This window comes from Hyperthermus butylicus DSM 5456 (genome assembly GCF_000015145.1).
Taxonomy (GTDB): domain Archaea; phylum Thermoproteota; class Thermoprotei_A; order Sulfolobales; family Pyrodictiaceae; genus Hyperthermus; species Hyperthermus butylicus.
Genome location: NC_008818.1, coordinates 951140 through 964529 on the forward strand (window position 1 = coordinate 951140; position 13390 = coordinate 964529).

A 13390-nucleotide genomic window follows, 5' to 3' on the forward strand; every position below is an offset into this window, starting at 1 on the left:
GCGCCACTACGCCATACACCTTACCCTTCTCCACCGGGCCCCGAGGGCTTAATTTAGAAACACGTCGCCCCCTTAGGGGGTTTATGGGGGGTGCAGTGCCACAGACAATAGTTGTGACATTTAAGGTTCCGGTGGAACTCGTGGAGAAGCTTGATGAGCTGGTAAGGATGGGTATATTTAAGAATAGGAGCGAGGCTCTCCGTCACGCTCTCGTCATGCTGTTAAACAAGTATCGGGGTGGGCTATTTGCGGAGGAGGCTATCAGAGGAGGATATCAAGGTACTCTACAAATTGAGGGAGATGATATCGAGGTTTAGCTCCGAAGAGCTCAAGGTATTCGCCTATGTTTGGGACAACATCTCAGTGGGCGAGCTTCTCTTCGAGCGTGACCTCTACACCATATACAAGGTGTCCAAGCCCATACTCGTAGCTAGACGGTTGAGGGAGAAGGGTGTTATAGAGAGGGGTGAAGGCTGCTACAACCTGGCAAAGTGGCTCCGCAAGCTACGCAAGAAAGTGGGTAGCTTCGGTGAACTCCGAGCGCTCCTAGACAAGTTGCCCTAACGGGATGGGGGTGCATGGTGGGTCTTGGCTATTCTCGAGGAGCTATATGTTATCAAGCAGCGGGATTTTAGTGAGAAGCTTCGCGAGCTAACAGACCCTAATGTTGTCTACGTCACCGATCTTGTTACATGTAGTCATAAGAGGATTATGAGGTTAAACTATCCACTGCTAAGCTTCCAGTTTGAGCCACAGTTGCTTATCGGCGAACTTGTGCATGCTGGGCTTCAGGCGCTGCTGGCGAGGGATGGTTCTGAGTGGAGGGCTGAGGTACAGATTGAGGAGAGATATGATATTGATGGTGGGGAGGTTGTTCTTAAGGGGCGTGCAGACCTCGTCAAGTATAACGATGGTGTCCCGGAGACGGTCGTAGAGATTAAGACTGCGCGCATGCTCCCCGAGGGAGCGCCACTAGAGCACCATGTTATGCAGCTCCGCATATACCTGCAACTCCTTGGTGCTCGACGTGGCATCCTCCTCTACGTCACCCCCGACCGCCTCGTAGAGTTCGAGGTTGAACCCGTAAACGTTGACATAGGGGCTCTTATCCGGGAGACAGTTTACGATATGAGGGCTCCACGCTATGACTGGGAGTGTCGCTATTGCCCCTTCCGCAAGTTCTGTCCCTACGCCCGGAAGGCTAGGCAGCAACAGTAAGCTGTAATTGCTGCTAGTCACTTTGCTCCGGAGTCCTGGCTGGTGTAGGGTGTAGGGTTGGCTTGCTCAGGCTTCGTGGGGACCTGCATACGCATAGCAGTGTGAGTGATGGGAGAGAGTCGCCAGAGGAGATAGTGCTAACTGCAATCGACAAGGAGCTGGGCGTGATAGCGATCACCGATCATGACAGTTTTCTTGGCTCTTTAAAGGCTAGGAAGGTGGTGAGAGAGCTAGGGGTTGAACTCGTAGTGGTTATCGGCGCTGAGATACGGACGGAGGCTGGTGACATACTAGTCTACTGTAGTGAGAACCCACTGGAGCGTATACCCCGCAACCCGTTCGAGCTAGTTGATGTCGCCCGGGAGGAGGGCTGCCTTGTAGTACCAGCACACCCCTTCGACATACGCAGGAAGGGGATTAGCGAACTAGTCTACCGCGGCAGGTGGGATGCTATAGAGGTCTTCAACGCCTATAGTGACCCCCTATCAAACCGACGTGCAGTCGAAGCTGCCCGCGTCTTGAAGCTTCCAGGCTTAGCCAACAGTGATGCTCACGTGGCAGCAGCGATAGGATCAGCATACAATATCATCGAGGTTAGGGAGCCTAGCGCTGAGGAGGTATTAGAGGCTATACGTGTTGGGAGAGTCACGCCCGTCGCGGGTAGGCCGAGTATATCGGCCGTCTTTAGCCAGGCTGCTTGGAGCATCAAGCGGCGCATAATGCGACGTAATAGAGGGCCTAGCAGATTAAATTACCTTGAAGAGGGAGGTATAAGGTATGAGGAGAGCTAACCTAGCTCCTTCTCGGCGGCCCTAGCCAGCGCCTCAGCCAGCTCCCGGATCTTTGCCTCGGGATCCGAGGCCTTCATGACCGCAGAGGCTACAAGTACACCCTGCGTCCCAAGCCTTATCGCTGCCACAGCATCCTCTCCAACTGTTATGCCTGCACCTGTCAACACTACTGCCTCTGGGTTAATCATCCTTATCAGCCTAACAGTTTCTCTCACAATTTCAGGTTTGGCTCTAGAAACGGGTATGCCGGTGCCAATAAGCTCTGGTGGCTCGATAGCAATCATCGTAGGCGACAATGCCGCCGCAGCAGCTGCGGCTGTAGGAGTATCAGCGCATACAAGTACCTCCATGCCTAAGCTTGTCGCTCTTCTAATCACGAAGTCTATATCGTTTAGCCCGACACGGTGCTCGCTATGGTTTATGATTGTTCCGCGGGCACCAGCTTCTCTTAGAGCCTCTAGTGGGAGAAATCCCGTGTGAGGCCCGGGCTCCACCGCGTCAGCATGTTGGCTATACACCTTTACGTGCTCTACAGCATCGCTTACCCGTACTATCTCGGTTGCTGGAACAGCCACAATAACCTCAAGGCTGCCTCCATACTCGGCGGCTACATGGTCTGCTGCAAGAGCTATGGCTAAGCCTTTCTCACCAAATGCCGTAGGGTATGCCTTAAAGTTTATCGCGAGTATGGGCGTGCGGCGACTAGTCATTGCATCCCCCTTCTCTCTCTTCACCGTGTAGCGGGCAAAAAGCCCAGATAGCAGTACAGTGCCCAAAACATTGCCACCTCCTTCATGCGCTTAGAACTTTGGAGGCTCGACATACTCTAGGACTCGATCCCTAGCCCTTTCGAGGCGGCGCTGATGCTCCTCGAGGAACTTTGCTAGGAGTTCAGCAGCATACTCCTTATCGGGGCCGCATAGGAGCCGGCTGCCTCGGCAGTCTTCGTAGATCTTCCTTAGCTGTGTGTCATCCTCTATGAGATGGTAGAGGTAGAACTCGTACACTGTGCATTTCTCTGGCTCGCCGCCCAGGCGACGCTGCTCCTCTACCGTGGCACGGCCTCCCGTGAGTGCCCGCTTAAGCTTCCTTACAGCAATGTCCACAGGATCTGTGAGGAATATAGTGTACTCCGGCCTAGAGCTACTCATCTTATTGCCGTCAAGCCCAGTCTGGAATCGGTGGTACGTCGATGCAGGCCTCCTAAGGCCTAGCTCGTTCTCGAACCTAGCAGCTATATCCCTAGTTAACCTTATGTGGGGATCTTGATCAGCTCCCACAGGCACCACGACGTACTTGAAGCCACCGAAGTAGTCTAGCTGTGGATGTAGAATGTCGGCTGCTTGTGTTAGTGCTGCCATTATCTTGCTGGGCTCTAGATCGCCATAGATTGCGCTCATCTCCTCCAGTGTAACCCTCCGCGAGAACATCTGTATGAGCCGGTAGTAGGGGGTCTCATAGTTTGTCTGGAAGTAAATGTGGGTGTGTTTGTTCTTCTCGAGCCCGAGAGCTATCAGGTTAGCAACATACTCGTACAATCCTATCTCTATGATTTTTCTCCTGTCAAGCCTCCTCACAGCATAGGCCTCAGCGTCGGCTATAACGACGAATATTTCGAAGCCAAGCTTCTGATAGTATATTATCTGGTCGGCAACCATCTTGTGGCCGAAATGGAACTTGCCGCTTGGCATAAACCCGGTCACTAGAGCTATACGCTCGCCAGACCGGTAAGCCTCAAGTATCTTCTCGTAATCGCGGTGGCCGAATATGATACCGCGCCTCATCAATCTATGAGGCTTACCAAATGCCTTCTCTACTTCTGGTAGAAGAGGCTGGAACGGCTTTATGCCAAAATAGCGGAAGAGCTTCTCGTACTCAAGCCTTATAGCCGAAGCCCATGGATCTAACCTATAGCCCTCCACAATAAGCCCTCACCCGAGCCCCCATCCCTTAGGCTGGGCTACTAGATGGCGGTTCAAGTAGAGCCTCTAAGAGGTCTACTTTAAACCCTTTCCGGCTAAGAGCCTGGATTAACGATGATGTAACTCCTCCAGGGTTTATTCAAAGGTTTTTATGCATCTAGGAGTCCACACTCCTGTCGAGGTGCCTGGTTACTTGGTTCTCGATACTAGGGTGATCCTCGAGCTTATAAGGGATAATATGAGAGTCCGCGGGCTGCCACTGCCTGTGCCGGAGGATGTGCTGTCAAAATGGACTCACGGTCTAAGCATTCCCCGCGATGGCGAGTATTTGCTATTTACTGGCGGGCTATATCAGCTCCTACCATACATCGAGGCTCTTGTGGGACAGCTTGAGAAGTTGGAGAAAGGCGTTATTGGAGGACTAGCGCTCAAGCTTGCTAAGAGAGTTGCAAAGATAAGCGAGCTTGCCAAGTTTGTTGCTAAACCCGATAAGAGGATGGAAGAGTTTTCGACAAAGGTTCTTCAGAGTATTGTCGTGCTACTAGAGGCAGCTGGTGTAGACTTCTACTATAGGCCAGAGCTTGACGGGTATAGCGGTGCATTACTCTACGACCTTGGGCTTGACAAAAGCTTCCAGCAGCACGCCTTAAAGCTGTATGAGAGACTGCGGGAGGTGGGTGTACAGAAGATCGTTACGGTAGATCCCCACACCACGCATATGCTTCGCAACGTATACCCCAGATACGTTGGGGGCTACTCGATAGAGGTCAAGTCATACCTCGAACTACTCTACGAGAACCTTGCCAAGCTAGAGTTCCAGAACGCCAGCGGTCCAGAGGTAGTGATACACGATCCCTGCCTCTATGCCAGGTTCGAAGACATACTTGAGCCGCCACGCCGCCTACTAGAGGCTGCAGGGTACCGCGTAGTAGAGCCTAGGAGGAGTGGCAGACTCACCTATTGCTGTGGCGGACCCATAGAGGCTGTAGCGCCAAGGCTTTCAAAGAGGATTGCCGAGAATAGGGTGGAAGAGCTCTCAAGCTACTCGACTATTATTGTCACACTCTGCCCGATATGCTATGCGAATCTGAGCCGCGTAGCTCCGGACAATACGCGTGTAGAGGATATATCCATATTGCTTGCTGAGAGGCTGGTGAGCCGTGCCGGTTGAGAGGATTACCCTGCAGGAGGCTCTCCGCGAGATATACAGTGTGCTAGACGACGAGACGTTTCAGCGTGGCTTGAGGACTGGTGTTAGAAATGCTGAGGGGAGATTTCTGAAGATTCTAGCTGAACATCCTGAGCTGGAACAGCTTGCGAGGATGGTTGAGAAAGCTAAGAAGGAGGTGATATCAAAGATAGACTACTACATAGACATGGCTATGAAATCCCTTGAACGCGTACATGCTAGGGCCTACCTGGTTCACACAGCTGAGGAGGCGAGGGAAACGGTACTCCGCATTGTTGGGAGTCGTAAGCTTGTAATATTTTCGAAGAGTATGGTTGCCGAGGAGCTAAAGCTGAGGGAAGCGCTGGAGGAGGCCGGCAACGAGGTTTGGGAGACTGATATGGGTGAGCTGCTCATACAACTCAGCGGCGGGAAGCCAATGCATACTACTGCACCGGCAATACATATGTCCCGTTTTGAGGCTGCAAAGCTTCTATCGAAGAAGCTTGGAATCAGGCTATCCGAGAATCCCACACCAGAGGAGATAGTATCAGCTGTTCGGGACATCCTCCGGGACAAGTTTGTACGTGCAGATGTTGGGATAAGCGGAGGCAATGCGTTAGCAGCTGATTCAGGTTCAATAGTGCTAGTTGAGAACGAGGGCAATATTAGGCTAGTCACTGGATTGCCACCGGTGCACATAGCTATTATGGGTGTTGAAAAGATAGTTCCCACACTACAGCACGCCCTAGCAGCAGCCATCGTACAAGCAGCTTGGGCTGGCTTGTACCCACCAACATACATAAATGTCATAAGTGGTCCAAGCTCAACATCAGATATTGAGAGGAAGAGAGTCTATGGTGCCCATGGTCCCCGCGAGGTCCATGTGGTACTCGTAGATAATGGTAGAGTTAGAGCAGCTAGACATGAGGTGCTCAGCGAGCAGCTCAAGTGTATTCGCTGTGGTAGGTGTCAGTGGGAGTGCCCAGTCTGGCAACAAACAGCTAACGTGTGGGGAGGCCCAGCGTACGGCGGCCCCATGGGCATTGGTTGGACAGCTATAACCCTCGGCGTAAAGGAGGCGGCTGAGCTAAGCATGCTCTGCCTAAGCTGTGGCAGGTGTGACGAGGTGTGCCCGGTGCGTGTACCGTTATCCTCGATAATCCGGTGGCTGAAGAGACAATATGCTAGCAGCTTGGATAAGGGCTAGAAGTGGTGTTTGCCCCCGACCCCCAGCCGTGAGGGTCCGCCGCTCATCCATCCCCAGCATACTGGGGTGTTGCGGCGGCGAGCCCCGCCAATTACAAACTATCCATAAGTGGGGGTTTAGGTTCTACGGCTCCTCGACTTCTGATGGAGCTATGCAGCCGGTCTCGTAGGCTCTAACTACGGCTTCCCGTAGGGCCTTCGCTGCGTGGGAGTGTAGCTTACTACTCCATGTTGCATGTACTATACAATTATAGGCGTCTAGGGCTACATGTAGTAGCTTCCTCACGGTGTGACAGCTAGGGGGTCTTGTGCGGGCCCAGTAACGGAGCCTCGTGAGTGCTATTAGTAGCTCTATGCTGCATCCGTAGCTCCTACTATAAGCGTGTACTGCTTCTCCGTCAATTCTCACATGTACGGGGTCGAAGTATACTATGAGGAAGCCAGGCTCAACCCTATGCCTTGCAGTCACAACGGCTTCAACGTGTATGCCTGGATACGCTATGCAGGGCACGTGGAGACTCTTCGATGGCTGTAGCGGGGGTGGAGGGCCTAGTATGGCCTCGTAGAATGGGTGGGGTGTTACTGGAAAGCTTATGCATGCCTCGTAGAAGGTCTCCCCTTCTTCTCGGAGCTGTGTGCCAGGGTAGAGTCTCGCTGCAAGCCTATCGTCACTAATGTATATGCCAAGGGGTGTCACGAGGATCTTGTGCCCCGAGGAGAGGACAGAGACCGACTCGTTGAACGAGCTTGTATCGAGGATAGAGCGTAGAAGCTCGAACATAGTCTCCCCGAGCTTGTGGCTAGAGCTGTACGAGGATATTAGACGCGTAATGGGGTATAGTCGTGATGGGGACTGTTATGCCGCAAAGCTGCTCTCAACATTGCTCCACGAGGCTGCCACCGAGGCGAGATATGTTGAGCTACGTGAGGTGTGCAGGCTCTTAGCGAGTTGCAGCACCATATGCGTAACCGGCGGCTCGGAAAGCCTTGAGAAGTGGGTGCACAGTCTAGGGTCAACTTGTGAGTGTATAGTGGCTGTTGACGGGTCTACAAGTCTACTCTTAGGTTACGGTATCAAGCCGGACATAGTCATAGGCGACTTGGATGGTTCGTGGCAAGCTACACTTGAGGCGGCAAGGACTGCTATCGTGGTAGTCCATGGGCACGGTGATAACATCGCTGCGCTGCGCTACATGGTTCCAAGGCTCCCGGCGGTTCATGGGACAGTGCAGTGTGAGCCAACACCGTATACTAGTCTCGTGCCTGGGTTTACGGATGGCGAACGTGCGCTTGGTTTAGCCCTCTTATGCGGCGTGGAAAGTATACATGTCTATGGAATGAATGTCCGTGAGAGGGTTGGCTGGTGGTCAAAGCCCTGGCTAAACCGGAGCGTGCCAGCTTGGGGTGAGAAGGCGCGTAAACTTGTAATTGCAGAGGCGGTGTTCAAGGCTTTTCGGGTGTATGCAGAGAGGAACAATATTAGGCTCGTGTGGCACTGATGAGGGAATATTATGCTGAAGGTGTAGGAGTGATGACTCGGTTCTCGGCTGAGCGTCCATCCCATGTAAGAATCTCCACAGGTGCTAGGATTCACCTCGGCTTCTACGGGCTATGCAGATCTCACGGCAGGATACTTGGTGGTATGGGCCTTGCCGTAGACGGGGTTGGCTACACAGTCAAGGCGAGAGCTGGCAGGGATGGTGTTACAGGCTGCCAGAGCCATAGGGTTAGAGAGATCCTAGAAAAGGCCGTGAATGATCTTAACGCTCTTCCAGGCCCAGTCTCTGTTAAGGTTGAGACTTGTATACCGGAGCACGTGGGCCTCGGCTCTACAACCCAGCTAACACTCGCAATATATGCTGCTGTGGGGCTCCTAGCTGGCAAGAGTATCCGAGAGTCCGTTGAAGTTGCTGCTAGGGGGCCTTACTCCGGCATAGGTGTTGGCACGTTCCTCTACGGTGGCTTCATAGTCGATGCAGGTGTTAGGATTGGTAGTAGGCTTGCAAGGCCAGTGTTTAGGGCAGAGTTTCCCAGCGAGTGGCGTATAGTTGCGGTCATACCGGAGACGGAATGGAGGGTTGCCGAGGGCCCAAAGGAGGACGCGATGGTTGAGCTCCCGGAGGGCAGTAAGGAGCTATGTTCTAGGGCCATGGAGGCGTTGCTGCGCCTAATAGCTCCGGGTATTGCCGAGAAGGACTTCGACCTTTTCACTAATGGTGTTGAGATGATCCAGAGACTTACAGGCGAATACTTCTCCGGGGTACAAGGAGGGCTCTACTGCTGCAGCGAGTCAGAGGAGGCTGCGAGGCTCATACACTCTCTTGGCGGAAGAGGTGTCGGACAGAGTAGTTGGGGCCCGCTAGTCTACGGGTTTTTCCCCTCTGAGGAGAAGGCGTTGAAGGCTTATGCAGGACTCGTTGAACGATATGGAGAGGAGCGCGTGCTCCTTCTGAGGCCGAGGAATAGGGGAGCAGTAGTTGAGGCGAACTAGTTTTGCCTCATGCTTCTCTCTCGTTTGCATCGTCTATGCTTGACTGCTCCTCACTTCTACTCTTGTGCTGTAGCTGACGCGGCTTCACGAAAAATTCTTGTGCTTCGTAAGTTGATATTATGCTCTCCGCTGGGATGCCTACGGGGGATTCCGAGTCCTTGCCATAGTAGTGCTTTAGTATCTTCCGAGCAAGCTCTTTGAGAGCAACCATTACGCTGTGGGGTCGTGTATGAAGCCCCTCAGCCACGGAGTCCCAGCTCCTACCCTGGAGCACCTTAGATATAGCTATGTACTCCTCTTTCTTGCTTAGCGAGAGTCCCTTAGTCTTAGGGTACATTATCCAGTATGCCCTTATGAGTTCGTGAAGGACGTCGGCTACCGCCTCATATGTCATCGGGCCATAGGCATATATCCATAAGCGGTCTACCTGTATCGGTGTGAGAGCGGGGTAGTAGTTGTCGAATATCGGGTTTCCAGTCTTCAATATGAGCATAGCCACCTCTGGCTCTAGGTCGCGGTAGGGATCGTGTAGGCTCTCTAGTAGTTTCCTCTTAAACTCTCTGTTAGCAATGTCTACGAGCCTAGTCATGGTCTCTGTTATCGGCTTTATCACTAGTATTGTGTATTCGCCGCTAACTGGGTTACGGTCAGGCGACATGTGGACAGGGTAGAAACCATTCTTCACCCAGAACTTTAGTAGCTGCTCGTTAACGCCAAACCCGCTTCCAACCCAGTCAAGCCCTAGCTCCTTAGCCTCCTCGTACACCTTTTCGAGAGCAAATGAGCCTATACCTCTACCTTGCACCTCGGGATGCGTTGCAATTCTTACTATGCGCCAACCCCGTGCATGGCCAAACTCTCTTACTCTTAGGTGTTTTAGTGTCCTATCAGGTATGATGTTGCCTGGTGTCTTGCCTCCACGTAGTAACTCTTCAACCATCTCGTCGTCTAGGCCTCCCTCCTGGGCTATCTGCAGGGCACATACTATCTTTCCAGAGGGTAGTCTTACACCGCGTATGATGTGGTGAGGAGCGTCAGCTAGTATTGCTAGGTCATCCGGTTCATTCCGGTAGTGGGCCAAGACGTAAATGCCGAAGAGTTGGCGTAGTGTCTTCTCGCCCTCGGGACTGAAGAGTTCCCTTGGCTCAAACTTTACGTATTCAAACTGTTTGGCTTCTATAGCCTTTAGATCCTCTTCATCTAGCTCTGCTGGCTCGGCGTCAAGTAGTAGGGCGTCAAAGAGCCACCTCTCTATCGGATCATCCTCGGCATACCTTATGGGCTCGTGCATTTCAACCTCTATAAGCTCCGTATTGGGATCGTTTTTGAGTGCCGGTAGAAACCTTACTGAGAATCCTCTCCCAGCGCCCTCGTAGCCGTGTATAGTTGTTGCGAAGACTAGCTTCCGGTGGCTCCGCCATATCTTGTGTAGGAGTGGAATATGCATGCCAGCTGCCTCGTCAACTATCACTATATCGGCCTTCAGCCTTGGTACATGTATTGGCTCCCAATACTCTATGCTAAACCCTTTACCGTGTATCTCGAGGATATTGTCGCCCCGTCTTACGATGTGTGTCTTAAGCTCTAGCTTTTCCGCTGCTTTGAGCGCTAGTGTAAAGAATGACTGTACATTGCTAAGGTTTGGTGCTGTGACAACTATACGTACACGGCCAAGTTCCTTCCGCAGCCTAGCAGCGAGGCCTATTGATGCTATGCCTACGGCTCCAGACTTGCCACGTCCCCTATCCGATGTTATTATTATAGCTCTACGCTTCTTCTTAGGCTTCTCTAGAAGGGATTCGAGAACCTTTATGACATTCACCTGGTCCTGTGTCAGTGCAAGCTCGTATAGCTCTCTGGGGAACTCCGTCTTCTCCGGTATCTCTATCTTCTGCTCGGTCCTCCTCCTTAACGGGTAGTCGTCAGCTTTTATTATTTCACCATCGTCAGTGTCAAATATAAATATGCCCTTGTGGTCTAAAAGTTTCCTCTTAAACCAGCTAATGAAGACGTGGCGTGGTTCATTGTAGCCTGGCACTACAAGGTTTTGTTTGAATATCGTTATCCATTTGTCCCACTTGCTCCATGGAGGTACCATGAATACTATTAGGCCTCCACCCTCCACTATGCCCACAAGCCTACCTACATCGTTTGGTTTTAGGTCGTTAACGAGATCCATTACTAGTAGCTTGAATGTTGTACCTAGGTATCTATCGCTTTCCTCATACCTTGCTATCGTATACTCTATCATGTCGGCTTGTGCCTTCAAAGTCCGCTTGACTACCTCTTTTCTTATCTTCGCGTCCTTGAACTCATCGTGGAACACGTATAGTAGGGGTAGAGGCTCCTTACCCTTTAATCGCCGGTAGACACGCTCATAGAAGAGTAGGGCGCGAGCTACTGTAGCTGCTACCTCGACGGGATCCGTACCGGTTACGACCAAGAGCCTCCTATGCCTTGATACTATGGCGCGTTCTATGGCCTTGCTCAGCTTTCTCAGCAGCTTGTTAAACGATGAAGGTACGTACTTTTTGAGTTCCTCCGCAACGTTCTTAGCTAGGTTTTCGATATCCTTCTTCCCCAGCTCGCTGTACTCTGCTGGCAGGCTCTCCAATACCGCTCCCCGCCTCGCTATAGGCTGTCCTGTGAAGTACCTGACGCTTCCCCACTAATGCTGTATACTATTACACTGTTCCTACCCTGGGAGGGCTAGAATATGTTATCGAGGGCTTCCAGTTCCTTTAGCATTGAATACTCTATTGTCTTCTGCAAATGTTTTTCAAGGTCTCTAATGGTTAGCGTTTGCTCCTCCTGCTCCTTCTTGCCGATTATCACGGCGTACCTATAACCTTGTCTTGCTATCCATGCCAGCGCCTTATGGAGTTTTTGCTCGACGAGCATTGTAGAGGCGATATTCATTCTTACAAGTTCATCCTGGATCTCTGCTGCGTAGGGAAGAACCTCAGTACTCAGAGCCACTATGGCTGCCCTGACAGGTTTTGCTAGCAGCTTATCCAGCTTGCTTAGCTCCTTGAGTGCTGCTAATGTACGGTCTAGGCCTATAGCGAAACCTGTCCCGGGTACGTGCTCGCCCCCATAAAGCTCTATGAGATTATCATATCTCCCTCCGCCAGCTATACTTACGGGAATAGCTTTTGTCTCTACCTCGTATATGATGCCGGTATAGTAAGCTAGGCCTCGCGCAAACGATAGGTTCACTCGGACTTCAATGCGGGTGTTGTAGGTTTTTATTAGGCTTGCTATGGTTTGTAGCTCTTCTACAGCTCTAGCAGCCTCTGGGTCTCCAACTGCCTCCCTAGCGTTTTCGAGGTCTGCGGGATTCCTCCATAGCTCTTCCAGTAAGCTTGCAAGGTCTCGGCCAACCTTCTCTTCGACAAGGGCTAGTGCTTCATTATACATTTTCTTATCCATTAGGTGTAGTATGTGGTCTTGTAACTCCTCATCAACACCGTACTTCCCGAATAGTATCCTGTAAAGCTTGGTTGTACCTAATTTCAGACTTATGTCATCCAGCATGCCGATGCTGTTGTAGAACGCTACTAGGAGCTTTATTGGGTCGAAGTCACCCTCCACGCCCTCAGCGCCAAGGTATTCGACTCCAGCCTGCCAGAATTCACGGTATCTTGCCCTCTGCGGCTCTTCGTATCGGAAACAGTTAACTATGTAGTAGAGCTTGATTGGTTTTGGTCTTGCTCGTAGGTGTTTAAGGTATATTCTCGCTATACTAGCTGTTGCTTCGGGTCTCAACGCTACTTCGCGGCCAGCTTTGTCCCGGAAAACATACATTGTTCTTCTTATCTCCTCGCCGGATTTGAGGGCAAAGAGTTCGAACCTCTCCAGTGTTGGTGGAATGACTTCCTCGTAGCCGTGGAGTTCTGCTAGTTTTGCAAATTTTTGCGCAAGTAGTGTTAGTGCTTTAGAGTCTGGTTCTAGTATGTCTCTAAATCCCCTGAGTGGTTCGAGAGGTATTCTCGCCGGCATGCTGCATCGTCCTCGCTGGTTGTGGGTGGAAAAGCGTCACACTATAGTACGTTATGTCGCCGTATCTATCGACTATGGCTAGGATTGGTTCCCAGTTGTTTTTAAGTGCTTCTTCTACAAACGAGTTTATGAGTGATAGGCTTACAGGCCTATTCTCTTCTAGTACGAGGATGTAATGCGTATATTTCGTGTCTCTCTTGCTCCTCCTTAGGAGGAATGTGTGGCTTCGAGGGCCGGGTACAGGTATTCGCCCCCTCCTTCGAAGGTCAAGATATACTTCAAACTCTACCCATGCGTAAGGGTTGAGTATTGTTAGCATGCGCATAAGCTGCTCGAAATTTAGCATGCGACCCTGCTCATCGTATAACCGTGCAGCTTCGGTATAGAGCAGGTATAGTGCTTCAACAGGCTCGACTTCGCTGGGAGTGGCTCGCTTGGGTAAGTATCGCTGCAGTAGTTCTACGCCCTCCTCCACTACTATAGCGATCTTTTTCTCTCCTCTGTGCAACCTAAGCACTATGGTCTCGTTGGTTTTCCCCCCATGTAGCTGTACCCCCTGTAGTTTACCGTGTTCTAGCTAGTGAGGTTT

The 13390-nt window shown here is 51.6% G+C and carries 14 protein-coding genes; 8 read left to right on the forward strand and 6 right to left on the reverse strand.

Annotation, left to right across the window (positions count from 1 at the left end; genetic code table 11):
- The first annotated feature begins 95 nt into the window (after nucleotides 1-95).
- The 4 genes from HBUT_RS09250 (at nucleotide 96) to HBUT_RS04950 (ending at nucleotide 2009) form a co-directional block, all read left to right on the forward strand.
- Nucleotides 96-317: a ribbon-helix-helix domain-containing protein gene (locus HBUT_RS09250; protein WP_011822108.1), complete on the forward strand. Its 222-nt coding sequence runs from the start codon at nucleotides 96-98 to the stop codon at nucleotides 315-317.
- Nucleotides 238-564 carry a PolB1-binding protein PBP2 family protein gene (locus tag HBUT_RS04940; RefSeq protein WP_420804931.1) on the forward strand — a complete coding sequence of 109 codons (327 nt, stop codon included), beginning with the start codon at nucleotides 238-240 and terminating at the stop codon, nucleotides 562-564. Before HBUT_RS09250 ends, HBUT_RS04940 begins: the two co-directional genes overlap by 80 nt.
- Before the next feature lie 24 nt (nucleotides 565-588).
- Nucleotides 589-1218 carry a CRISPR-associated protein Cas4 gene (gene cas4 / locus HBUT_RS04945; RefSeq protein WP_011822110.1) on the forward strand — a complete coding sequence of 210 codons (630 nt, stop codon included), beginning with the start codon at nucleotides 589-591 and terminating at the stop codon, nucleotides 1216-1218.
- Nucleotides 1219-1280: 62 nt separating this feature from the next.
- Nucleotides 1281-2009, forward strand: a complete 729-nt coding sequence (locus tag HBUT_RS04950; protein ID WP_011822111.1) for a PHP-associated domain-containing protein — start codon at nucleotides 1281-1283, stop codon at nucleotides 2007-2009.
- Here the strand turns inward: HBUT_RS04950 and tpiA are convergent.
- Together tpiA and HBUT_RS04960 are read right to left on the reverse strand one after the other, a co-directional pair.
- Nucleotides 2006-2785: a triose-phosphate isomerase gene (gene tpiA, locus HBUT_RS04955; RefSeq protein WP_011822112.1), complete on the reverse strand. Its 780-nt coding sequence runs from the start codon at nucleotides 2783-2785 to the stop codon at nucleotides 2006-2008. The genes HBUT_RS04950 and tpiA overlap by 4 nt on opposite strands.
- Nucleotides 2786-2809: 24 nt before the next feature.
- Entirely contained in the window at nucleotides 2810-3931 is a 1122-nt protein-coding gene (locus HBUT_RS04960) for a tryptophan--tRNA ligase (protein ID WP_011822113.1), read from the reverse strand.
- Between the two features lie 193 nt (nucleotides 3932-4124).
- On the opposite strand from HBUT_RS04960, the gene HBUT_RS04965 reads away from it, so the two are divergent.
- Both HBUT_RS04965 and HBUT_RS04970 read left to right on the forward strand, forming a co-directional pair.
- Nucleotides 4125-5102, forward strand: coding sequence for a (Fe-S)-binding protein (locus HBUT_RS04965; RefSeq protein ID WP_011822114.1), 978 nt, complete (start codon nucleotides 4125-4127; stop codon nucleotides 5100-5102).
- Between the two features lie 40 nt (nucleotides 5103-5142).
- Complete coding sequence (locus HBUT_RS04970) at nucleotides 5143-6309, forward strand: LUD domain-containing protein (RefSeq protein WP_048061793.1); 1167 nt, start codon at nucleotides 5143-5145, stop codon at nucleotides 6307-6309.
- Between the two features lie 123 nt (nucleotides 6310-6432).
- Here HBUT_RS04970 and HBUT_RS04975 read toward each other — a convergent pair whose 3' ends face one another.
- Entirely contained in the window at nucleotides 6433-7005 is a 573-nt protein-coding gene (locus HBUT_RS04975; RefSeq protein WP_011822116.1) for a PNPOx family protein, read from the reverse strand.
- A 7-nt stretch (nucleotides 7006-7012) separates the two neighbouring features.
- On the opposite strand from HBUT_RS04975, the gene HBUT_RS04980 reads away from it, so the two are divergent.
- Nucleotides 7013-7807, forward strand: a complete 795-nt coding sequence (locus tag HBUT_RS04980) for a 6-hydroxymethylpterin diphosphokinase MptE-like protein (RefSeq protein WP_011822117.1) — start codon at nucleotides 7013-7015, stop codon at nucleotides 7805-7807.
- A 32-nt stretch (nucleotides 7808-7839) separates the two neighbouring features.
- Nucleotides 7840-8799, forward strand: a complete 960-nt coding sequence (locus HBUT_RS04985) for a GHMP family kinase ATP-binding protein (protein ID WP_083756336.1) — start codon at nucleotides 7840-7842, stop codon at nucleotides 8797-8799.
- A gap of 7 nt (nucleotides 8800-8806) precedes the next feature.
- Here HBUT_RS04985 and HBUT_RS04990 read toward each other — a convergent pair whose 3' ends face one another.
- From HBUT_RS04990 to HBUT_RS05000, 3 genes are all read right to left on the reverse strand, one after another.
- Entirely contained in the window at nucleotides 8807-11413 is a 2607-nt protein-coding gene (locus HBUT_RS04990) for a tRNA(Met) cytidine acetyltransferase TmcA (RefSeq protein WP_011822119.1), read from the reverse strand.
- 95 nt (nucleotides 11414-11508) lie between these two features.
- Nucleotides 11509-12801 carry a histidine--tRNA ligase gene (hisS, locus tag HBUT_RS04995; protein WP_011822120.1) on the reverse strand — a complete coding sequence of 431 codons (1293 nt, stop codon included), beginning with the start codon at nucleotides 12799-12801 and terminating at the stop codon, nucleotides 11509-11511.
- Nucleotides 12761-13309, reverse strand: coding sequence for a hypothetical protein (locus tag HBUT_RS05000; protein ID WP_011822121.1), 549 nt, complete (start codon nucleotides 13307-13309; stop codon nucleotides 12761-12763). Before HBUT_RS05000 ends, hisS begins: the two co-directional genes overlap by 41 nt.
- Between the last annotated feature and the right edge of the window lie 81 nt (nucleotides 13310-13390).